The organism is Parasphingomonas caseinilytica (assembly GCF_036663755.1).
GTDB lineage: Bacteria > Pseudomonadota > Alphaproteobacteria > Sphingomonadales > Sphingomonadaceae > Sphingomonas.
Map to the genome: position 1 here is coordinate 144,653 of NZ_JAXOJL010000006.1, position 23,040 is coordinate 167,692.

Annotated in this window: 17 protein-coding genes; 5 read left to right on the forward strand and 12 right to left on the reverse strand. The window is 66.5% G+C overall.

The genetic code is table 11. From position 1 onward, the window contains the following. Positions 1-33: 33 nt before the first annotated feature. From U1738_RS13935 to U1738_RS13955, 5 genes are read right to left on the reverse strand one after another with little or no spacing between them, the layout of a single operon-like run. The gene (locus U1738_RS13935) at positions 34-594 is read right to left on the reverse strand and encodes a DUF4337 domain-containing protein (protein WP_332789654.1); all 561 of its coding nucleotides are present in this window, start codon (positions 592-594) and stop codon (positions 34-36) included. Between the two features lie 44 nt (positions 595-638). Further along, on the reverse strand, positions 639-1,280 hold the full coding sequence (locus tag U1738_RS13940) for a hypothetical protein (RefSeq protein ID WP_332789655.1): 642 nt from the start codon (positions 1,278-1,280) through the stop codon (positions 639-641). A gap of 3 nt (positions 1,281-1,283) precedes the next feature. Next, positions 1,284-2,702 carry an efflux transporter outer membrane subunit gene (locus tag U1738_RS13945; RefSeq protein WP_332789656.1) on the reverse strand — a complete coding sequence of 473 codons (1,419 nt, stop codon included), beginning with the start codon at positions 2,700-2,702 and terminating at the stop codon, positions 1,284-1,286. After that, entirely contained in the window at positions 2,699-5,905 is a 3,207-nt protein-coding gene (locus U1738_RS13950) for an efflux RND transporter permease subunit (RefSeq protein WP_332789657.1), read from the reverse strand. The genes U1738_RS13945 and U1738_RS13950 overlap by 4 nt, the downstream gene beginning before the upstream one ends. Continuing rightward, complete coding sequence (locus U1738_RS13955) at positions 5,902-7,164, reverse strand: efflux RND transporter periplasmic adaptor subunit (RefSeq protein WP_332789658.1); 1,263 nt, start codon at positions 7,162-7,164, stop codon at positions 5,902-5,904. The genes U1738_RS13950 and U1738_RS13955 overlap by 4 nt, the downstream gene beginning before the upstream one ends. An 89-nt stretch (positions 7,165-7,253) precedes the next feature. On the opposite strand from U1738_RS13955, the gene U1738_RS13960 reads away from it, so the two are divergent. The 4 genes from U1738_RS13960 to U1738_RS13975 all read left to right on the forward strand — a co-directional run bounded on the left by U1738_RS13960 (position 7,254) and on the right by U1738_RS13975 (position 12,417). Continuing rightward, the gene (locus tag U1738_RS13960) at positions 7,254-7,928 is read left to right on the forward strand and encodes a response regulator (RefSeq protein WP_332789659.1); all 675 of its coding nucleotides are present in this window, start codon (positions 7,254-7,256) and stop codon (positions 7,926-7,928) included. Further along, positions 7,925-9,232: an ATP-binding protein gene (locus U1738_RS13965; protein ID WP_332789660.1), complete on the forward strand. Its 1,308-nt coding sequence runs from the start codon at positions 7,925-7,927 to the stop codon at positions 9,230-9,232. The genes U1738_RS13960 and U1738_RS13965 overlap by 4 nt, the downstream gene beginning before the upstream one ends. 159 nt (positions 9,233-9,391) lie before the next feature. Continuing rightward, the gene (locus tag U1738_RS13970; protein ID WP_332789661.1) at positions 9,392-11,710 is read left to right on the forward strand and encodes a TonB-dependent receptor; all 2,319 of its coding nucleotides are present in this window, start codon (positions 9,392-9,394) and stop codon (positions 11,708-11,710) included. Continuing rightward, complete coding sequence (locus tag U1738_RS13975) at positions 11,710-12,417, forward strand: phosphatase PAP2 family protein (protein ID WP_332789662.1); 708 nt, start codon at positions 11,710-11,712, stop codon at positions 12,415-12,417. The genes U1738_RS13970 and U1738_RS13975 overlap by 1 nt, the downstream gene beginning before the upstream one ends. Here U1738_RS13975 and U1738_RS13980 read toward each other — a convergent pair. Genes U1738_RS13980 through U1738_RS14005 form a run of 6 tightly spaced genes read right to left on the reverse strand, consistent with a single transcriptional unit; the run spans position 12,410 to position 20,833 of the window. Further along, positions 12,410-15,445, reverse strand: a complete 3,036-nt coding sequence (locus U1738_RS13980) for an efflux RND transporter permease subunit (RefSeq protein WP_332789663.1) — start codon at positions 15,443-15,445, stop codon at positions 12,410-12,412. The two genes, U1738_RS13975 and U1738_RS13980, sit on opposite strands and share 8 nt — an antisense overlap. Then, on the reverse strand, positions 15,442-16,458 hold the full coding sequence (locus U1738_RS13985) for an efflux RND transporter periplasmic adaptor subunit (protein ID WP_332789664.1): 1,017 nt from the start codon (positions 16,456-16,458) through the stop codon (positions 15,442-15,444). The genes U1738_RS13980 and U1738_RS13985 overlap by 4 nt, the downstream gene beginning before the upstream one ends. Next, positions 16,455-17,807, reverse strand: coding sequence for a TolC family protein (locus U1738_RS13990; RefSeq protein ID WP_332789665.1), 1,353 nt, complete (start codon positions 17,805-17,807; stop codon positions 16,455-16,457). The genes U1738_RS13985 and U1738_RS13990 overlap by 4 nt, the downstream gene beginning before the upstream one ends. Next, positions 17,804-19,150: a HAMP domain-containing sensor histidine kinase gene (locus U1738_RS13995; RefSeq protein WP_332789666.1), complete on the reverse strand. Its 1,347-nt coding sequence runs from the start codon at positions 19,148-19,150 to the stop codon at positions 17,804-17,806. Before U1738_RS13995 ends, U1738_RS13990 begins: the two co-directional genes overlap by 4 nt. After that, a complete protein-coding gene (locus tag U1738_RS14000; RefSeq protein WP_332789667.1) occupies positions 19,143-19,823 on the reverse strand; it encodes a response regulator transcription factor in 681 nt (226 codons plus the stop codon). Before U1738_RS14000 ends, U1738_RS13995 begins: the two co-directional genes overlap by 8 nt. After that, a complete protein-coding gene (locus tag U1738_RS14005; RefSeq protein ID WP_332789668.1) occupies positions 19,823-20,833 on the reverse strand; it encodes a gluconolactonase in 1,011 nt (336 codons plus the stop codon). The genes U1738_RS14000 and U1738_RS14005 overlap by 1 nt, the downstream gene beginning before the upstream one ends. A gap of 275 nt (positions 20,834-21,108) precedes the next feature. Between U1738_RS14005 and U1738_RS14010 the strand changes: the two genes are divergently transcribed. After that, positions 21,109-22,062 carry a polysaccharide deacetylase family protein gene (locus tag U1738_RS14010; protein ID WP_332789669.1) on the forward strand — a complete coding sequence of 318 codons (954 nt, stop codon included), beginning with the start codon at positions 21,109-21,111 and terminating at the stop codon, positions 22,060-22,062. 57 nt (positions 22,063-22,119) lie between these two features. Here the strand turns inward: U1738_RS14010 and U1738_RS14015 are convergent, their stop codons facing one another. Next, positions 22,120-22,935: an APH(3')-I family aminoglycoside O-phosphotransferase gene (locus U1738_RS14015; RefSeq protein WP_332789670.1), complete on the reverse strand. Its 816-nt coding sequence runs from the start codon at positions 22,933-22,935 to the stop codon at positions 22,120-22,122. Positions 22,936-23,040: the final 105 nt, after the last annotated feature.

A 23,040-nucleotide genomic window follows, 5' to 3' on the forward strand; every position in this document is an offset into this window, starting at 1 on the left:
TCCAAGGTCGAGCGCACGGATTTGTTCGACGCTTCAGAGCCACGCCGCCCCGCTCAGCACGACGCCCAAAAGCGCCGACGCGCCGGCACCCCAGAGCAACCAGCGGCGCTGGGTCAGCGCGCTGATCGAGGCCAAAGCGATCGCGACCTGGATGAACGTCATCGCGATCGCCAGCTTGGTGTGCGGCGACAATGCCCGCCGCGATTCGGCATCGGCCTCCTCCGATTTGCGATCATAATCCTCCGCCGTCGCGCGCAATTTTTCGGCGCGTGCGGCATATTTCTTCGAATCGGCACCCGCGTTCGCGGACGCCGGTGCCAGTGCCGCGACCGTATCAGCCAGATGGCGCTTGATGTCCTCGGACTGGTAATAGGCCCAACTGTCCGACGCCCGCGCCTTCATCAGCACGGCCTCGTTCTTGTAATACAGCGCGTCGTTCTGCGTGTGCCCGCCAAGGAAGCTGACGATCGCGCCGAGCGTCGCCAGCACCGCCGAGAACAAGGCGATCTTCTGGCTCAGCGGCTCATGATGGTGCGCCCGTTCCTCGATCGCATCTTCATGCGCGCCGCGAATCTCATAGGCTTCTTCCGGCATATGCCTGCTCCCATCATCTGGATGTAGTCCGGTTCGGTTGCCGTTCAGCGCCGAACCCAGATACGATCACGTCCAAGGTCGAAAATCACGCGGAGGTGGCGGAAGGCGTAGAGCCCCACGATCGGGCTTAGACCATCCGTCGGATCGACATTCGCCAACGCGACGCCGCCGACCGTCACCACGCTTCCCGCCTTCAAACCGGGCGCTGCCACACTGGTCGCCTGGGCCAGATCGAGAACCGCCCGCACCGCATCATGGCCCTGTTCGGCAAGCTCGACCGAGAGCGTTCCGTCGGCTTCGTGGCGGATCGCGATCGGTCGGGATTTGCGCTCCAGGCTGCGCGCCTCGCCGCTCGACAATGGGCGCAGGCTGCGATGGCCGAAGTCGATCTCGATCGGGTTGTCGTCGAGCACATCCTGCCCGATCCGCACCTCAGCGTTCGAGCCGGGATCGGGCTCGACCGCGTCGATCCTGGCCCGGAACGATTCGGCGCGAAGATGGATCTTCACCTCGTGATCGCCGCCATGGGCTTTCACGCGATCGGCCATTTCAGGGCTGATCGCGGAGGTCGGCGCGCCCGGCACGATCGCGATGCGGACCTTCTTGTCCTCTACCCCGCCGTGAAGCAGCAATGCCGTTCCCATCAGGACGAACTTGCCGCTGATGGCTCCGATCGGACCTCCCATAATTCAATCCCCTACGACGCCGCCGCCGGCGGCTTGGAACATTGCGACCGTATCGGTGAGGCGCGCGGCGCGGGCCTGAACGAGTTGCGCGCGGGCCTGCGCATCGGCGGCGGTGGCGTTCAGCAAGGCGAGCGTCCCGACATCGCCCAGACTGAGTTGCCGGCGGACGAAGCCCAATGCGCGACCGGAGGCGTCGCTGGCGCGCGTGGCGGCATCGAGCGCGTCGGCATCGGCATGCAGCCCGGTCAGCGCGTCCGACACATCGCCGAACGCCTGCAGCACCGCCGCGCGATATTGCGCCTTGGCCCCGTCCAGCGCCGCTTCCGCAGCGTGCTGCTGGTGGCGCAACGCTCCGCCATGGAAGATCGGCTGCGTGATTCCGCCGAGCAGCGACCAGAAGGGATTGCCGTTCTGGAACAGGTCGAACAGATGCTGCGCCGAGCCACCCCCGGTCGCGCCAAGCTGGATGCTCGGCAGACGTGCCGCGATCGCCACGCCCACATCGGCACCCGCGCCCTCCAATTGTGCCCGCGCCGCCCGCACATCCGGACGGCGTGCTACGAGTTCGGACGGGAGCAACAGCGGCACGTCGTGCGGCAGGGACAATGCGGCGAGCCCCGGCAGCGGCGGCAGATCGGTTCCCGCCGCACGACCGAGCAGCGTGCCGATCAAAACCCGCTGATGCGCCTCCGCCCGCACCAGCGCGGGAAGCGCGGCCTCGGCCGAGGCCAATGCGGTCTGCTGCGTCGCGACATCCGCCGCGCCGACAGCGCCGAGTTGCTGGCGGCGCTGCTGATTGCGCAGGATATCGCGGTTGACCGATATGCTGGCCTGCGCGGCATCGATCTGGTCGGCGAGCGCGGCCCGCTGGATCACCGCGAGGACGAGATTGGCGGCCACGGTCGCGCGCGCGGCATCGAACCGGTCGCGCGCGACATCGGCGGCGGCCCGCACCGACCGGATTCTGGCATGGGTGCCGCCGAACAGGTCCGGAGCATAGCTGATCGTCACCTGCGCCGTGTGCAGCGTGTACAGATATTGCGAGGCATCCGTCACCGCGGGGGCAAGCGCATTCGAAACGCGCGCGCGTTGCACCTGATAGCCGGCATCCACTTGCGGCAGAGCGGAACCGGCAACTGCTCCGGCTTGCTCGCGTGCCTGGCGCAGGGCGGCGTCGGCAATTTCGATATCGGTCGCGTGATGCAACGACTCGCCGACCAGCGTGTCGAGTTCGGGCGACCCGAATGCGCGCCACCAGTCGGCGGTCACGGCATCGTTCGTCACCTGCTCCGGCCCGGCCCCCGGGGCAAAACGCTGCGGCAGCGTCGGCGGTGGCGACGCTGCATGGGGATCGAGATCGCGCGGGCCCGCCGCGCAGCCGGAGACCGCCAGCAGGAGGAACGGGACCAGGTGACGCTTCATGCCGGCACCTCCCCATGATCCGTCGCGGGCGGCGGGTGGTGCCCGACATCGCGACCATGCGCGCCGCGATCCTCCGGCGGCACGCGTCTGGAGAAACGGTCGATCAGAACCGGCAGGACGAGCAGGATGAGGATCGGCGCGAGCGTCATCCCGCCAACCACCACCAACGCCAGCGGCTTCTGCACCTGGCTGCCGATGCCGTTGGACAAGGCCGCCGGCAACAGGCCGATCGCCGCGACGAGGCAGGTCATCACCACCGGACGCAGGCTGTGCCGCACCGTCGTCGCCAGCCCGATCTCGCGCGATGCGCCTTCGTCGATCGCGTGATTGTACGTCGTGACGACGAGGATACCGTCCATCACCGCGATGCCGAACAGCGCGACGAAGCCGATCGCCGAGGAAATGCTGAACGCGGTTCCGGTGAGCGCGAGCGCCAGCACGCCGCCGACGATCGCCATCGGGATCGCCGCGAACGCCAGCAGACTATCCCGGACGGACCCGAAATTGGCGTAGAGCAACAGCAGGATGAGTAGCAGGCTGATCGGCACCACGACTTCCAGCCGCGCGACGGCATTGTTCAGATTGTCGAGTTCGCCCGCCCATTCGAGGTGATAGCCCGAAGGCAGATGCACGCCCCGCGTGATCCGCGCCCGCGCCTCCTCCACCGCGCCGCCAAGATCGCGCCCGCGCACCGAGAATTTGATCGGGATGTAACGTTCCTGATGCTCGCGATAGATGAAGGATGCGCCCGACGTGAGCTTGATGTCGGCCACTTCGGACAGGGGCACCTGGATCGTCCCGGTGCCGTTCGGCGATGGGGCGCCGACAGTGATGCGGCGGATCGCGTCGATCCCGTCGCGCTGTTCCGGGCGCAGCCGCACGACGATCGGGAAATGCCGGTCGGTGCCTTTTTCATACAATTCGGCCGAAGATTGGCCGCCGATCGCCGCCGCGACGGTCGCATTGATATCGTCCGGCGTCAGGCCGTAGCGCGAGGCGCGGGCGCGATCCACGTCGATGCGCACGGTCGGCTGGCCCAGCGACTGGAACACGCCGAGATCCTCGATCCCGCGCACCTTCGCCATTTCGGCCTTGATCGCATCGGCATATCTTTCGAGCGTGGCGAGATCGGGACCGAACAGCTTGATCGAATTCGCGCCCTTCACGCCGGACGCCGCTTCTTCGACATTGTCCTCGATGATCTGCGAGAAGGAGAAATCCACCCCCGGATAGCGGGCGGACAATTTCTTCGACAATTCCTCGGTCAACGTCTCCTTGGTCACGCCGGTGGGCCAGGTGTCGGCGGGTTTGAGGGGGACGAAATATTCGGCGTTGAAGAAGCCGGTCGAATCCGTGCCGTCATCCGGCCGGCCATGTGCGGACAGCACCGCCTCGACCTCGGGATAGTGCATTAGGATGCGCCGCACCCCGTTCACCACCGGCTGCCCCGCCTCCAGACTGATCGACGCGGGCAGGCTCGCGCGGATATACATATTGCCTTCTTCGAGGTGCGGCAGGAATTCGATGCCGAGCGAGCGAACCCCGATCATCGCCGCCACGAGCAGCAGCAGGGTGCCGCCGATCGCCAGCACGCGATTGCCGAGCGCGAAGGCGGCGGCCGGCTCGTACCAGCCACGCAACCGGGCCACGACGCGCGTCTCCACATCGGACAGTTTGTCGGGCAGCAGCATCGTCGCCAGCACCGGCGCGACGGTGAAGGTCGCGATCAGGCCGCCGGTGATGGCATAGGCATAGGTCTTGGCCATCGGCCCGAAGATATGGCCCTCGACCCCGGTCAGCGTGAACAGCGGCAGGAAGCTGGCGATGATGATCGCGGCGGCGAAGAAGATGCCCCGGCTCACCTCGTGGCTGGCACCCAGCACCGCCGAGAACCGGCTCGCCAGCGTGTAATGCCCCCCACGCCCATCCACACGCCCCGCTTCGACATGCGCCGAGCGTTCGACCATGTGGCGGAAGATATTCTCGACCATGATGACGCTGGCATCGACCACCAGCCCGAAATCGAGCGCGCCAACGGACAGCAGGTTCGCGCTTTCGCCCTGCAGCACCAGGATCAGGATCGCGAAGGCCAAGGCGAACGGGATCGTCGCCGCGACGATGATCGCGCTGCGCAGATTGCCGAGAAACACCCATTGCAGGACGAAGATCAACGCGATGCCGGCGAGCAGGTTTTCCAGCACGGTATGGATCGTCAGGTGGATCAGATCCGACCGGTCGTAGATCCGCTGGAGCTGCACGCCGGGCGGCAGGATGCCCGAGGCATTGATGTCGGCGACTTCCTTCTGCACCGCCTGGATCGTCGGCATCGATTGTGCGCCGCGCTGCATCAGCACGATGCCCTGAACGATATCGTCCTGATCGTCGTATCCTGCGATGCCCAGGCGCGGTGCGTTGCCGACGCGCACGTGCGCAACGTCCTTCAGCAGGATCGGCTGGCCGTTCGCGGTGCCGACCAGCACGTTCTCGATTCCCGACACCGACTGGATCAGCCCGACGCCGCGCACGATCGCGGCCTGGCTGCCGAAGTTGATCGTCTGGCCGCCGACATTGCCGTCGCTCTTGCCCAGCGCGGCCAGCACCTGCCCGACCGAAACGCCGTGCGCGGCGAGGCGATCATTGTCGATCACCACGTCATAGGCGCGGAGCTTGCCACCCCAGCCGGTGACGTCGATCACGCCGGGAATCCGCTTGAAGCGGCGTTGCAGAACCCAATCCTGTAACGTCTTCAGGTCCATCACCGAATAGCCCGGCGGCGCGGTGATCCGGTAGCGATAGATCTCACCGACGGGGCTGGTCGGCGACAATGTCGGTTGCGCGCCACCCGCGAGCGGCGGCAGTTGCGACAGGCGGTTGATCACCTGCTGCTTGGCGTCGTCATTGGTCAGATCGTAGCTGAACTGGATTTTGACGTCGGACAGGCCGAACAGCGAAATCGCGCGGATCGCGGTCAGGTGCGGGATGCCCGCCATGCCCACCTCGATCGGGATGGTGACGTTGCGCTCCATCTCCTCGGCGGACAGCCCCTGCGTTTGCGTGATGATCTCGACCATCGGTGGCACGGGATCGGGATAGGCCTCGATGTTGAGCTTCCAGAAGCCCACGCCGCCAGCCACCAGCATGGCGGCGAAGATGCCGACGATCAGCAGACGCTGGCGCAGCGCGAACTCGACGATGCGGTTCATTCGCCCAGGCCTGCCTCGTTCACGAACAGCGCACCGGCGGTGACGATCCGCTCGCCCGGTCGCAGGCCCGTCAGCACCACGACCATGCCGTCCTGCTCATCGCCGACGGTGATCGCGCGCGCCTGCAACAGGCCGTCGGTACGCACGATCCAGATGCGCGCGACATCGCCCTCATGGATCACGGCGGCGGCGGGGATGCGAAGCGCCGCGCCGCGCAAGGGGCGCTGGATCGAGAAGCTGGCGAACATCTGCGGCTTCAGCGCACCGTCGGGATTGGCGATCGTCGCCCGCACCGGCAGGCGATGCGTCTGCGCGTCCAGCGCCGCGCCGACGAGGTCGATCGTCGCATGGAACGTCCGCCCGGGCAGCGCCGGCGTGGTCACCGCGACCGTGTCGCCGACATGCACCGCGCTCGCATCGCCCTCGGCGATCTGCGCGATCAGCCAGACGTGCGACGGATCGGTGATCGTCATCACCGGCTTGTCGCCGCCCTGCGATACATATTGCCCGGCGGAGACATCGCGGGACGCGATCAGCCCGGCGATCGGGGCGTGCAACGTCGTGCGGTCGTGAATGCCGGACACTTCGTTCGCGGCTTCGAGCCGCCCGATCTCTCCTGGCGATTTTCCGAGAATCGCGAGTTTGTCGCGCGCGGCGCCCAGCGCCGCCGCGGTGGTCCGCGCCGTGGCCTGCGCCGCGACCAGGTCGGTCTGCGCTTGCAGATAGTCCTTCTGCGCGCCGCCCGCCGTTTCGAAGATCTGGCGCTGGCGCTCGGCGGTGCGGGTTGCCGTCGCCAGTTGCGCCTGCGCGTTTTGAAATGCCGCGCGCGTCGCGAACAACCCGCTGCGCGCATCGACGAAATCGCTCGTCTTGACGAGCAACAGCGGCTGCCCGGCGCGAACATATTGACCGGCATCGGCCAGCACGCGGACGACCTGGCCGGCATAAGGCATCAGCACCGGCGTGCTGTGATCGCCATCCACGGTGATCGCGCCGCTCGCCAGCGTGCGATCGGCGGAGGCCCCGTAGCCGACGCGCACGGTCTTGAGCGCGGCCATCTGATCCGCCGTCAACCGCAAGGTGCCGGGCGGCGTGACCGCTGGCGCGGGGGCTTCGTGATGCGTCAGCCCGGCGATCGCCAGCCATAGCAGCACGAGGCCGATCGTCACCCCGGCGGCAATGACGAGCCAGCGCAGCTGATCACGGCGTGGCAAGGCACGCGTCGGCGGCAACGGATGTTGAGGGGAAGAAGCGTGCATTTTAGGCCCTGTCTCGGCGAGACTGGCACCCCTAGGCAGCCTAGCTTACAGCGGGCTTACAAACGCTGCAGTGCGGAAAAAGTCGGACGATGCGGATTCTGCTGATCGAAGATGAGGACATGGTGGCGATGCCGCTCATCGATGCCTTGTCCCGGCGCGGGCTGTCGCTGGATCGCGCGCGGAACGTGGAGGAGGCCGAGGCCTATCTCGCCGCGATCGATTATGCCGCCGTCCTGCTCGATCTCGGCCTGCCCGATGACGACGGCATCGATCTCCTCATCCGCATGCGCGCGCGCGGCGACACGCGCCCGGTGCTGGTGCTGACCGCGCGCGGTTCGATCGACGCGCGGATCCTCGGCCTGAACGAAGGGGCCGACGAATATATGGTCAAGCCCTTCGACGTCGACGAACTGAACGCACGACTGTTGGCCATCCTGCGCCGCCGGGATGGTTATGCAGGGAAATCGCTGCGCTGCGCTGCGCTGGAATTCGTCGTGGAGAGTCGCATGGCGTTCATCGGATCGCAGGTGCTGTCTCTTTCGGTGCGCGAGACGGAGTTGCTCGAACTGCTCCTGCGCCGCGTCGGCAAGGTCGTTCCCAAGCGCGTGGTCGAGGATCAGCTGTTCGGGCTGGACGGTGATCTCGGATCCAACGCTGTCGAGGTCTATGTCCACCGGCTCCGCAAACGGCTTGAGGATGGTGCGACCGGCGCCCGGATCGATACCGTGCGCGGCGTCGGCTATATGATCGTCGCCGCAGCGTGAAGATCGGTGCGCCCCGCTCGCTCCTCGGGCAATTCGTCGCACTGCACATCGTCATCGCGATCGCCGCCGCAACGATCCTGTTATGGAGCGCGACCGCGCTGCTGCACCAGACCGCCGATCATTTTCAGCGCAACCTGCTACGCCGTCAGGCCGCCGTCTCGGCGGAATCCCTGACGTCGGCCGCGCAGGCATCCGAGCCGATCGTCCTGTCGAACGGCATGGCGGTCGGCGTGATCGGATCGGACCGCCGCGTGTTGAAATCCTATGGTCCGGCCCGGCCCGAAATCCTGGCCGCCGCGCCGCTGGAACGCGCGGCCCGGTTTTTCCGCATCCGCGCGATCGAGGGATTGAGCGTGCCGCACGGGAGCGGCTGGATCGTCGTATCGCAGGACGATGCCGATCCGGCCGTCGTCACCGACGATATCGTGCGCAGCTTTCTGCTGCGATTCGCGCTGATCAGCTTGCCCATCGCCGCGCTCGTGCCGCTGGTGGGTGCCTTTCTCGCCCGGCGTCTGACGCTGCGCATGCGCGCGGTATCGCAGGTCGCGGCGCGGATCGGCCCGCAATCGCTCGATACCCGCCTGCCGCGCGGCCTCCTTCCGCTGGAGGCGGAGCCGCTGGCCGAGGCGACCAACGCCGCGCTGGACCGGCTGGCCGCTGCCATCCATGTGCAAACCGCCTTCGCCGCCGACGTGGCGCACGAACTGCGTACGCCACTGGCGGTCGTTCGTTTGCGGGCCGATGCCGTCGTCGATCCCGACATCCGCCAGGCGCTGATGGCCGCCGTCGATCGGGCCGGCCGTGTCATCGCCCAGCTTCTCGCGCTTGCGGAACTCGAAAGGCCGATCGAGGCCGGTGGGACGATGGTGGATCTCCACACGCTGGCCGAAAAGGTCGTCGCCGATCGCGCACCGGCCATTCTTGCCTCCGGTCGCACGATCGCGCTCGAGCGGAACGACGAACCGGCTAGCGCCTTCGGTTATCCTGAAGCTCTCGTACTGGCGCTGGAAAACCTGATCGACAATGCGACGCGCCATACGCCGCCCGGAACAGCGATCGAGGTGCGCAGCGGCCCCGGATCGCGGCTCACCGTGAGCGACGACGCTTCTGCCATTTCCGAACCCGATTTCGCGCGCTTCAAGAACAGATTGTGGCGTGGCACAGGATCGAAGGTCGAAGGGTCCGGCATAGGCCTTTCGATCGTCGAGCGCGTGGCACGGGCACATGGCGGACGACTGATCATGGGCCAGGGCCCCGACGGAAAAGGCCTTGTTGTCGTGATCGTAATCGCTCCGGATAAGTAAATGCGCTGGAGGTAGCGATCAGTGGTCGGCAAGCCTCCCGGCATCGGTGACGGCCTAGATTACATTATCCCAATCATCGTTTTGACGCATTGCTGCAACGAAACCGTCACGGGCCAACCATAGCTCCCGCTCAGCCAATCGAGGGCTGGGGAACATCACATGACGACGTCTACGGGAATGCGCGTGCGGCGCGCGGCGATGGGTTCTGCGGCGTTGATCCTCGCGCCTTTGTCCGGCGTGGCATATGCGGCCGATGGGCCACCGCTGACGGCGATCGCGGCGGATAGCGCGGTCGGCGATCCTCAGACGAAGACCGGTGGTATCGCGGAAGGGTCCGACATCGTCGTCACCGCGACGCGGCCGAACGAGATCGCTCCGGTCACCGCATCGCTGAACACGACGCAGCCGCAATCGGTAATCTCGCGCAGCTTCATCGAGGATTCGCTGCCCGCGACCGCCGATTTCAACCAGATCGCGTTGATCAGCCCCAGCGTATCGAACACCGGCAACGCCAACGGCGCCGGCCTGTCCGAAAGCAAGGCGCAGATCCGCGGCTTTCAGGACGGCGAGTATAACGTGACCTATGACGGCGTGCCGTTCGGCGACACGAACGATCCGACGCACCATTCGAACACCTTCTTCCCGTCCAATACGATCGAGACGCTGGTGGTCGATCGCGGCCCCGGCAATGCCAGTCAGCTCGGCCAGGCCACGTTCGGCGGCAACATGAACCTGTTCAGCCGAGCGACCCGCGAGGATGCGAGCGTCGAGGCGAAGACCACCTATGGCTCCTTCAACACCTATCTGCTGCGCGGCCTCATCCAGTCGGGCGCGATCGAGAAGCTGGGCGGGGCGGAGATCGTGCTGAGCGGGCAGCACGTGAAATCGGACGGCGCACGCACGTACAGCCCATTCAAGTCGAACAACATCTTCGGCAAGATCATGATCCCGATCGGCCCCGATGCACGCCTGACATTGTTGGCGACCTATAACGAGAACACGTTCAACCAGCCCGACAATGACGGCGCGACCCAGTCGCAGATCGCGCAATACGGCAAGTATTTCAGCCTCAACAACGATCCGACGTCGCAAACCTATTACGGCTATAATCACACTCACAAAACGACCGATTTCGAGCTGGTGAAGTTTGAGGCGAACCTGTCGCCCAATGCGACGTTCGAGAACCGCGCCTATACCTACAGCTATGACAACGAGACGCTGAGCGGCAACGACGTGACGCTGTTCGCGACCGCCACGGCCGCGCAGATCGCCGCCGCCAATGTCGTGACGCTGACGCCCGGCGCGAAGGCGGTGACGGGCGTGCCGGGTTATACCAAGACCAACAAATACCGCATGTTCGGCGATATCGCGAAGGCGAGGATCGATTTCGGGTTCGGTGCGATCACCGCCGGCGCATGGCTCGAATGGTCGAACACGTACCGCCAGCAACGCGACGTCGATCTGGTCACGGGCGGGCGCAACTATATCGAAAAGACGGTCGTCAATCCGGTCAACCAGGTCGCGACGCCGCAGGACATCAAGTTCGACCAGAAGAGCCACACCAACCACACCGAAGAATTCGTCGAGCTCGAACTTCGCCCGATCGACGGACTGAAGATCACGCCCGGATTCAAGCATGTCGATTTCAACCGCCGGATCGACGCTCAATACAATCAGACGACGCGCTACGCGCAACAGCTAAGCAACACCTATACCGCCAACCTGCCCTTTGCGACGGTCAACTATGTGGTGACGCCACAGGTGTCGGTCTACGCACAATATGCCCGCGGTTTCCTCGCCCCGCCGCTCAGCGTGCTGTACGTCGCCAATCCTGGCCTCTCGACCGTGCAGCCCGAACGCTCGACCAACTACCAGGCCGGTGCGGTCTATCACGGGCACAATCTCAGCCTCGATGCCGATGTCTACAAGATCGATTTCACCAACAAGTTCGCGTCCGTCGTGTCGACGGTGCCAGGCGAGGGTACGGTATTCTTCAATCAGGGCGCGGTGCAGTATAAGGGTGTCGAAGGGCAGGCGACCTATGCGCTGCCGATGGGGTTTGCCGTGTTCGCCAACGGTTCGCGCAACTATGCCAAGACCGACAATCCCGGGGTGATCCGGCAACAGGTGGCCAAGGCACCGGAATGGACCGCCGCCGGCGGCATTCTCTACAAGCATGGCCCGATCCGCTTCTCGCTGATCGACAAATGGGTCGGCAAGCAGTTCTTCATCGCGCCGGCCGGATCGACTGTCGTGGGCAATTCCTACGACAATCCGGTGTATCAGAGCCGTGGGTATAACAGCGCGATCCTGTCGGCGCGCTACGATATCGGCCCGGTTCGGATCGGCGTCGAGGTCAACAATCTGCTGGATTCGAAGCGGGTGGCCAATATCAGCGCCGGCAAGACCGCCCCGTTCGATCAATATTTCTATCAGGTCGGTCGTGCCTTCACCGGCGATGTGACCGTCACCTTCTGATGCGCGGCACGATCGTTATCGCGCTGACGCTGGTCGTGGCGGCACCAGCGCTGGCCAAGAGCGATGTCGCGCCGATGTTGAGCGGCGCGGATCTCGATCCCGCATCTGTCCTGCCCCCGCCGCCCGCGCTGGGTAGCGTCCAGGCCAGAGCCGAATTCGCCGAACTGCATGCGATCGAGGCGGTGCGGACGGCGGCGGACGAGGCCGATGCGCGCGCCGATGGCGATACGAAGAACGCGACGATCTTCGCCGTCGTTCTGGGGCCGCGTTTCGACCTCACCGCTCTGCCCGCGACGGCGCGCCTGATGAACATCGTCCGCGCGAGCGAACAGGACGTGGTCGGTCGCGGCAAGGCGCATTTCCAGCGCCCCCGCCCCTATGCGCTCGAACCTGCGCTCAAAAGTTGCAACTCGACTGGCGATCCCGGCACCAGCTATCCCAGCGGCCATACGACGATGGCCTTTTCGATGGCGGAGACGTTGGGGCGGCTGATTCCGGACAAGGCCGAGGCGCTGCTCGCCCGTGCGGCGCGATACGGCCAGAGCCGGATCGTATGCGAACAGCATTTCCGCAGCGACGTGACCGCCGGCCAGACGCTCGGCACGCTGGTCGCCGAACGGCTGATGGCGAAACCCGCGTTCCGCGTGGCGTTCGACGAGGCCGGGCGCGAACTGGCCGGTGCCGGTATCGCCGCCCCGGTCAGGTAACGCGTTCGCGCCGTCCGAGCGCCACGATCGCGGCAGGCAGGAACAGCAGAACCAGCGGCACCGCGGCGATCAACCCGAAGATGATCGCGGTCGCCAGCGGCTGTTGCAGCCCAGCACCGCGACTGAGGCCCAGCGCCAGCGGGCTGAGCGTCAGGATCGCGATCAGCGCCGACATCAGGATCGGGCGCAGCCTTTTGCTCCCGGCCACGCGCAATGCGGCGATGTCCGGCGTCGGCGTATCGATCTCGGCGAGGAAGAACACGACCAGTTCGGTGACCATGCCGACGACCATCGTCAGCCCCATCAGCGCCGAAATGTCGAGTTCGATACCCGTCAGCCACAGCCCGCCCAGCACCGCCGTCACCGACAGCAAAACCGTCGCGATCGCCGCCAGCGTCCAGGCGATCCGTTCGAACAGGAACGTCAGCAACAATGCGGACAGCAACAGGGCCGCGGCGAACACCAGCGACAGATCGGCAAAGCTGCGCTGCTGCTGCGCATAGAGCCCGCCATAATCCACGCGGACGGATGGCGGCAGCGACAGGCCGGCGACGGTAGCGCGCACGTCGCGCATCGCGGAGCCCAGGTCGCGACCCTCCAACCGCGCGGTCACGCCCACGAACGGCGCGAGATCCTCCCGCGTCAACTGCGTCTGTCCGGCGGCGATATCGACGCTCGCGATCTGCGCCACGCGGACGAGATGCCCATCCGGCGCGACCAGCGGCAGCCGCGCGAGATCGGCGGCGCGGGTCCGCAGATCGGCCGGCGCACGTACGCGCACCGCCACCAGTTGCGCGCCGATCCGCACATTGGTCGCCTGCGTTCCGCCGATCAGCGCGCTCAATTGCGTGGCGACCGCGCTTGGGTCGAACCCCTGCTGGATCGCGCGCGCAGGATCGATCCGGATGCTCACCGCATCGCCCGCGACGCGCAGGCCATCGACCACTTCGACCACGCCGTCGATCTTGCCGATCGCATCGCCGACGCGCTTGGCCGATGCTGCGAGCGTGGCGGGATCGTCGGCGAACAGCTTGACCTCGATCGGCTGCGGCACCGCGGTCAAATCGCCGATCAGGTCCTCCATCAACTGCGCGGTCTCGATCTCCAGTCCGGGCACCTGCGCCGCCACCTTCTGGCGGATATCGGCCATCACCGCCTCGATATCGCGGCGCGACCCACCCTTCAGGCGGATGAAATAATCGCCCTCGTCGGCCTCGGTCAGGCCGCCGCCGAGCTGGACGCCGGTCCGCCTCGAATAGCTCGCCACTTCCGGCGTCGCGGTAACGATTTCCTCGACTTGGCGGAGCAGCCGATCGGTGTCCGACAGGGCCGCGCCCGGCTGCGCCTTGTAATCGAGGATGAAGCCGCCCTCGTCCATCTTCGGCATGAAACCCGAAGGCACATGGGTCCAAGCCGCCCAGCCGATCAGCGCCATACCGCCGGCGAGCAGCACAGCGAACAACCGGGGCCGGGCGAAAGCGCGCACGGAGGCGCGACCGTAACTCCGGTCCAGCCGCGCCATGAAGCCGCCGGCGCGCTCCGCCGCCGCGGCGTCCGCGTCGCGCAGCCAGTAGGCCGCCGCGAGCGGGATCACGAATCGCGCGTACAGCAGCGATAGCCCCAGCGCCGCGACCATCGTCAACGCCAGCGCCTTGAAGAAGCCGCCGGTCACGCCGCTGATGAAGGCGAGCGGCAGGAACACGACGATCGTCGCGGCGGTCGACCCGAACAATGGCTTGCCCATCTCGGCAGCGGCGGCGAGCACGCCGGCCACCCCCTTCCTCGTCCCCTCCTGCATCCGGCGCATGATGTGTTCGAGCATCACCACCGCATCGTCGACGACCAGCCCGACCGCCGCCGCCATGCCGCCCAGCGTCATCATGTTGAAGCTCATGCCCAGCGCGAACAGGATCAGGCAGGTGCCCGCCAGCACCGCCGGCAGCATCAGCCCGGTGATCAACATCAGCCGCCCGCTGCGCAGGAAGACGAACAATACGATCCCGGCCAGCACCGCGCCGAGCAGGATCGCGTCGCGCACGGCATTGGCCGCCCCCGTCACCAGTTCGGACTGGTCGTAGAACGGCGTGACCTTCACCGAGGGCGGCAGGCCGAGCGCTTGCAGCCTGGCATCGACATCGGCGACGATGCGCACGCTGTCGCCATCGGGCGACTGGCGGATATTGACGAGCACCGCATTCTGCCCGTCCGACGTGACGCGCGTATAGGTCGGTTCGGCGGCGGGGGCGATCGTCGCAATCTGGCCGAGCGTGACGATGCCGCCGCCCGCGCTCGCCGCCGCCTTGACCGGCAGCGCGGCGATATCGGCGACCGAGGCGATGCGGCTCTGCGCGAGGACCAGATAGAGCCGGTGGCGGTCCTCGATCCGCCCCACGCCCTGCACGTCGTTGCCCTTGCCCAGGGCGGCGGCGATATCGGCCAGGCTGAGGCCCAAAGCCTGCGCGCGGGCCGGATCGACCTCGGCAGCGAATTCGCGCGGGGCACCGCCCAGCACGTCCACGCCGGCGACCCCGCCGACCGCGCTCAGCGCCGGCCGCACACGCAGTTCGGCGATCTGGCGCAACGCCTGGCTGTCGAGCGAGCGCGAGGTAAGCGCGAGGCCAAGCACCGGGAAGATCGTCGGGTCGGACCGGCGGACGCTGAAGCGCGTACCCGCCGGCAGATCCGGCAGCGTCGCGGCAAGAGCGCCCTGCGTCGCCAGCGTGGCCGCCACCATGTCCTGCCCCCAGGGGAAATTCAGCGACACCTCCGCCGTGCCGCGGCTGGTGGTCGAGCGGATCGAATCGACCCCCGGCACGGCGCGCAGGGCGACCTCGATCGGGCGCGTGATCCCGGCGGCCATCTCGCCGGCGTCGCGTTCGCCGGCATCGACCGAGACGACGACGCGGGGATAATCGATATGCGGGAACAGGCTGACCGGCAGGCCGGTCGCCGCGAAGATCCCGCCCAGCGTCAGCAGCAGCGCGGCAAGCCAGAGCGCGCGGGCATGCGTGGCGAGTGCGCGTCTCACCGGGTACGGACCTTCATTCCATCCTGCACCGCGGTGCCGCCGGCCGTGACGACCGCGTCGCCCGCGCTCAGGCCCTTGGTCACGGCGACCCGGTCGCGCTCGGTCGCGCCGATCGCGACATCGCGGCGATGCGCCACGCCGTTCGCGACGACGAACACATAAGGCTGCCCGCCATCGTCGAGCAAGGCGGCATAGGGGATGGTCAGCGCATTGCCGGTGGCACCGATCAGGATCGATCCGGTGAGCGCCTCGCCCACCCCGATCCCGGCCTGCGCGGGCAATTTCGCAAACACCGCCGCCAGCTTCGTGACGGGATCGACCACCGGTTCGACCGACTGGACGGGGACGGTGAAGCCGGCCCGACCCGCGCTCCCGGCGATCGCTAGCGGCGTGCCGGCGCGGACGGTGCGCGCGGTCGCCGGGTCCACGCCGAAGCGCGCCCGCAGATTGCCGCCGCGCGCGATCGTCGCGACGACCGCGCCGGATTGGATCGTATCACCGGGATTGGTGGCGACCGATTCAACGAAGCCGGCGGCCGGCGCGCGCAGCGTGAGCGCACCGGCACGCCCGGACAGGCTGGCGCGGGTCGCGTCCGCCGCGGCGGCGGCGGCGCGCGCGGTTTCGACCTCGGCATCGCTGGTCAGGCCATCGGCGCGTAATCGCTGGACGCGGGCAAGAGCGGCGTCGGCGGCCCGCGCGTCGCTGGCGGCCTTGGCGATGTCGAGCCGGGTGGCGGGCGTCGCGCTCAACTGGGCGATCACCTCGCCTGCCGTCACGCGCGTACCGGCGGGCGCGACGATGCGCGTGACGATCGCCTCGGCGGGTGCGGTCAGCACGGCCTTGCTCGCCGGGCCGCCCTCCGCGATGCCATAGACGCTGGCGTGCTGGCCGAGCGTGCCGCTCTCGACCCGGGCGAGCGACACCAGAGCAACCGGCGCGGGCGCGGCCTCGTCGGTGGCGCCGCCGGAGCAGGCGGTGCAAGTCAGCAGCACCAAGAGCGGGATCGCCTTCATCGGGGCCAGTCTTCCTTCAGCCAATCTTGTTGGGGGGTTCCGGTGAGCAGTTCGAGTGCGATCGTCCGTTCGGCCATGTCCTGATCGATCTGCGCGGCCAGGCTCTGCTTGTCGCGCACCGCCTGTTCGGCGGTGTCGGCGGTGGCGAGCGCGAGGTCGCCGCGCGTCGCCGCACGCCGGCTGGCGGCGGCGAACGTTTCCAGCGCGGGCAGATCGCGGGTGATCGCCGCGCGCTGGGCGGTGGCGACCTGGATCCCGCCGATGGCGGCGGCGATGTCCGCGCGGGTCTGGAACAGGCGGGCGTCATATTCGGCCTTCAGCGCCGCGCGCGTCGCGCGCTCGATCGCGATGCCGCCGCGATTGCGGTTCCACAGCGGCAGTGTGAGATCGACAGCGGGACCGAGCAGTGCGTTTCCGGCCGAATCCCGCACGCCGTTGATCGTCAGCCCGAGGGTCGGGAACTGGTCGAGGATCGCCTTGTGGACGATCGCCTCCTGCGCATCATATCCCGCCGCCAGCGCCTGAAGATCGGCCCGCTTCAGGCCGGCGAGCGCGAACAGGCTGGCAGCGGACGGCGGCGGTGGCGGGATGGGTATGAGAGCCAGTCGCACGGGGTAACCGGGCGGCATGCCGAGCAGCTTGACCAGTTCGAAGCGCGCGACGGCCAGATCGCGTTCGGTGACGCGCACCCGTTCCTGCGCGTCATAGGCGCCGATCCGTGCCGCCTGCAGCTGATCGGGCGGCAGATCGCCCCGCCCGGCGGCGCGCAGGGTGCGGTCGAGCAGCGATTGCGTCACCGCGCGGCTGGCGGTGACAAGCGACAGCGAGCGCTCAAGCCCGGCGATACGCACCGCCTGGATCCGGGCCTGGCCGGCGACCTGCCATTCCGACCAGGCGAGATCGAGCCGCACCTGCCGCGCGGCCGCACGCGTCTGCGCCAGCCGGACCCCGCGACTGCGCAGCGCGGCAAGATCGAAGCCGAGCGAACTGGCAAGATCGACGAACGGATCGGGTCCGGTGACGACCCGGCTCGCGCCCAGACTGAAGGTCGGATCGGGCAGCAGTCGCGCTGCGAACGCCTGCGCATCGGTGACACCGGCGCGGACGCGCTGCGCCTTCAGATCGGGATTGTTGACGACGGCGAGCGTCGCGATCGCATTCATGTCGAGGGGTTGCGCCAGATCGATCGTGGCGGGGGCGAGATATGGCCGTCCGGTCGCCGCCGCATCATGCAGCAGCACTGCCGCGACTGGGGTGGCGAGTACGGCGGGATCCGCCTCGAGCGGAGCCGGCGCGTAATGCGCACAGCCTGACAGCAGCAGCAGCGGCATCAACCAGACATTCCTCATGCCGCCAGCCTCGGCAGAAGGATCGTTGCACACAAACCGGGCATGTTATCGGTGATCTCCAGCGTGCCGGCATGCGCCCGTGCAATCGCCGCGACGAGGTTTAGCCCGAGGCCGTTGCCCGGCGTGGTCCGACTGCGCTCCAGCCGCACGAAGCGTTGGACAATACGATCGCGATCGGCGGCGAGAACACCGGGGCCGTTATCGGCGACGCTGAGCGCGACCATCTTGTCCACCGCCCGCACCGTCACGGCAATCGTGGATCCCGGCGGCGTGTGCAGCTGCGCGTTATCGAGCAGGTTGATCATCGCCTGCGCGATCAGCTCGTAATCGCCCAGCACACGAGCCGCCGCGCCGGTATCGCACATCAGGATTCGGCCACCGTCCGCGACTGCCGGGGCATAGGTTTCGCAAAGGTCGGCCATCAGCGCGCCGACATCGACGGGCGCGAAACCGCGCGTCAATGCACCGCCCTCGACCTCCGATATGCGCAGGATCGCCGCGAACAAAGACAGCAATGCGTCGCTCTGCTTCAACGCCTGTTTCAACGCGAGCCGATCGGGCGGTCCATCGAGCATCGCCTCCAGCGCGCCGCGCAACCGCGCGAGCGGCGTGCGCAGATCGTGCGCGACATCGCTCGACACCTGCCGCAGATTATCGAGCAGTTGCGCGATCCGGTCGAGCATCGCATTCAACGATTCGCCCAGCGCATCGAACTCGTCCCCCCGCTGGCCGACCGACACGCGCCGCGACAGGTCGCCCGCGACGATCGCCTGCGCGGTCTCGCTGATCCGTTCGAGCCGTCGCCGCAAATACCCGCCGAGCAGCACCGCACCGCCGCCGCACAACAATACGAAGATCGCCAGCGCAAACCCGAACATCGTCAGGATGGTGGCATCGATCCGTTCCAGCGCCGCCGGATCGACCGCGACGACGAGCGTTCGCCCATCCGCCAGCGACGTAACCAGCGCCCGCGCCCGGTTTTGCCCGCCATCTGGATCGCCAACGACGATGTCGCGCAGCCCCGCCTCCGGCCGTGCGGTATCCAGTGATCCGGTCTCGCGACGTCCCGCCGCGTCGAACAGGGCGTAGCCGAACTGCGCCACGCTGCCCGTCTGGCGCAGGCCGACACGCGCGCGCAATTCGGCCAGTCCGGTGCTCCGATAGGCGTCGACCAGCTCGCCGGTTTCCTCGACCAGGCTGGCATCCTGCTGGCGGCGGAATTCGGCATTGGCGGCAAAATAGACGGCGGCACCGAGCAGTACGATCGCCAGCAGGAACGCGGCGGAATAGGTAAAGGCGATCCGGTATGCCGCACTCGCACGAACCTGGCGCAGCTTACCCATCGTCGCGCATCCGGTAGCCGATGCCGCGCAACGTCTCGATCGGATCCTGCTCGAAGCCTTCGTTGAGCTTGGCGCGCATCCGACTTAGATGGCTCTCTACGATGTTGGTCTGCGGATCGAAATGGAAACCCCAGACGCTTTCGAGGAACATCGTTCGGGTAACGATGCGTCCGGCATTGCGCATCAGCTGTTCGAGCAACGCGAATTCGCGCGGCTGCAGACGGATGATGCGCCCGCTGCGATGCACGTCGCGGCGCAGCAGATCGAGCGTGATATCCCCGACCGTGAAGCGCGTCGGGGCGTTATCGGTGATCGGCGGACGGCGCATCAATGCGCCAATGCGCGCGGCGAGTTCGGCTAAAGCGAACGGCTTGACCAGATAATCGTCGGCGCCCGCCTCCAGCCCGGTCACCCGATCGGCGATGCCCCCCAGCGCGGTCAGCATCAGTACCGGGGTGGTCACGCCACTCGCGCGCCATTGCCGCACGACATCGACCCCGTCGATACCGGGCAGCATGCGATCGAGGATTGCCACGTCGAACCGCTCGTCCAGCCCGAGCCGAGCCGCCGCCTCGCCACTCGTGACGCGCGCCACCTCGTAGCCGAGCTCGCCCAATCCGCGCGCGACCAGCGCCGCGGTCGCATCGTCATCCTCGGCGATCAGGATCCGCATCAGGCGGCGCGGGCAGGCCGGACCACCAGGATATGGAATGTCCCAGGCAGTGCGGGCGCCCGCTTCGCACCCGGCATTAGCGGACCGAACCGTGCCGTCGGCAGATAGATCGCGCCGGTTTTGGGATCGAGTGCCCCGGTACGTGCGCCGACCTCGGTACGGATACTCGCGATCCGCGCGACACCGCCCGGCGCATCCAGCGACAGCATCTCCAGCACGCCGTCCTTGCCGCAAGGGATGAACGCCAGGCGGCGATCGGCATCGAGGATCACCGCGTCCGGCCCGCCGCCGATCGCGACCAGCGACACGAGCCGCCGCCTGGTCGCATCGACGATCGCGGCCTTGCCGTTGGCGCAGGCGGCGATCAGCCGATCGGTGCGCGCATCATAAGCAAGCCCCGTCGGTGCCTCGCAGCCGGGCAGCGCGATCGGCGCGCGCATCCGTCCGGCGGCAAGATCCACCGTGTCGATCTCGTTCGAATCCTCATTGTTGACGAACAGAATGCGCCCCCGCCCGATCGCGGCGAATTCCAGCGCGGGCTTCACCTTGATCGTACGGACGACCGCCGCCTTGGCCGCATCGATCTCGGATATCGTGCCGGCCTTGGCATTCATCACCAGCACATGGCCCGTGACGGGATCGAGGATCGCCGCATCGGGATCCTCGCCCACCGACAGCCGCGCGCGTTCGGCACCGCTCGCCGTATCGATCAACCGCACGGTCGAATCGCGCCCGCTGGTGACGAGCAGCACGTGCGAGTGCGGGATTGGCACGACGGCATGGCCGTGGTTTATCGCCCCGATCGATGTCGCCTCGACCGAGCCATCGAACGCCACCGTCGTCACGGCATCGCCGTGCGCGACATACAATTGCCGCGCATCTGCATCGACGCTGGCATAGTCCCAGCCGGCACCGTCCGGTCCCGCGATCGTCGTGGCAACCCGATATGTCGGCAATGGCGCGGGCGCGGCGGCGAGCAGCGCGAGCATGACTAAGGATCGACCAGGCATCGCGATTCTCCCTGCGGTGACCCACGTCATGCGATCCGAATGCGCCGACGGCCAGAGCGAAGGATCGAAATTGGGAAATCACAATGTCACCAGCGGCCAAGAGCGTACAAAACTAATCCATGTGTCGGCACAATGTTTTGGTCGTCTGAGGTGACGTCGATGATCGCGGGCCGTGCGTCCGGATCGAGATCGGCGAGCGCTCACGATAAGGGTGGACAAGGCCGGCCCCGGATGAAACTGAACAAGCCGACTGCAATACAGAAGAAGTACGTTCCGTGAATTTGAAGTTAGCCGCATTATGTCTTGCCTCCGCCGTCCTTCCCGGCGGTGCCGACGCCCGAAGCAGGCAAGCGGAAATCGCCATCACCTTCGATGATCTGCCCGCGCTGACCATTTTGCGCGATCAGCCATATGTCACCTATTTGAACACGACGATCCTCCGCGGCCTGAAACGGCACCGGATACCCGCCACCGGTTTCGTGAACGAATCCAAGCTGGACGAGCTCGACCGTGCGCAGCAGATCGCGATTCTTCAACAATGGCTCGATGCGTCGATGGATCTCGGCAACCACACGTTTTCGCACGGATCTCCCAACACGCTCGGCGCGGCAGGCTATATCGCGGACATCATCAAGGGAGAGCCGGTGACCCGGGCTTTGCTGGTGGCACGGCACCGCCGCATAGCGTGGTTTCGTCACCCCTATCTGGAGACCGGCACACCACTTGCCGTGAAGCGCGAGATCGATGGCTGGCTCCGGGCGCATGGCTATCGGATAGCGCCGGTGACGATAGACGGTGACGATTGGGAATTCGCGGAACCTTATGACGATGCCATCGCGCGGCACGACGAACTCCGTCGCCAGAGCATTCGGCGCGAATATCTCAAGCACAGCGCCAAGACCGTTCGCTGGTATCGCGCCGCAGCCCACGCCTTGTTCGGCCGGGACATCGCCTATGTCATGCTGCTGCACGCGACACGCCTCAACGCCGATTGCATCGACGACATCGCTGCTTTGCTCAAGCGCGAGAAGTTGCGGCCGGTGTCGCTCACCAGGGCGATGGCCGACCCCGCCTATCGAACACGGGACCCCTATGTCGGGAAAGACGGTATAGAATGGCTCGAGCGCTGGTCGATAGCGCTGCACAAGGAACTGCCGTGGGACAGCTACAACGACGTCCCCAAGGATATCTCCGACGAATATGACCGGGTCGATGCCGATCGGCACTGACGGCGACGATATCAGGATCTATGGCCGACCAGCCGTCTGCCGAGGCATCGGCCAGAGTTAGAACAGTTCGTCCAGCAACAGATGAAATTGAATTTTTCGGTCATCGGGTTCGGCGATCCCGTAGGAGTCGAACAGCCGTTGTTGCAGGGCAGTGCCAAACTCGCCGAGGCAATTCCAAAGGATGGCGAGATCCTGATAACGGTCGGCGATCCCTGCCCTGCCGACATCGATGCAGCATGCTTCATCGCCATTCGTCAGCAGGATGTTGTCCAGCGAGAAGTCGCCATGGGTCACCACCGAATCTTGCGCCATCGGCAACAATACCGTCATACCAGCCCACACTGCTTCTGCCGACCAGCCGGCGCGTTCCTCGTCGAAGTCGTCGACATCCACCAGTCCGCGATCGATCCGCCAACGGGCTTCGCCGAGCCGCAGATGGTGATCGCTGTTGAACGGACAGCTTTCGACCGGAATTGCGTGGAGACGCCGCAATAGATGAGCAAGCCGATCGACGATCGCCAGCCGCTTATCGGGATATGCCTCGAGCAATTGATACGCCGTCTTGCCCGGCAATGCGGTGATCAGCAGCCACGCCTCGTCCGGCGTGCCGAAGAAAGCACGAACGTCCGGAACGGCGATGTGATCGCCCAACCACTGCAACCGCACCGATTCACCTGCCAGGTCGCGTGCTGTCGATCGTCGGGCGTGTTTGATAAACATGTCGGGCCCGGCATCGTTCTTCCGCAATCGATAAACGGCATCTCCGGATTCACCGACCGTGTTCTGCGACCAATCATAGCCGTTCAGCAGAGCCGCCAGGGCGATCGGCGTCTCCACCGGTCGGACAGGATGCTCTCTCGTCTCACTTTCCATGGCCAGGGGGCGTCCGATTCCCGAATATTCAAGATGGTTTCAAGCGGGAATTCGCACGTCCGGATATTCCAGACAACGGCTGCGGCGCGCGATTGTAGACACTGC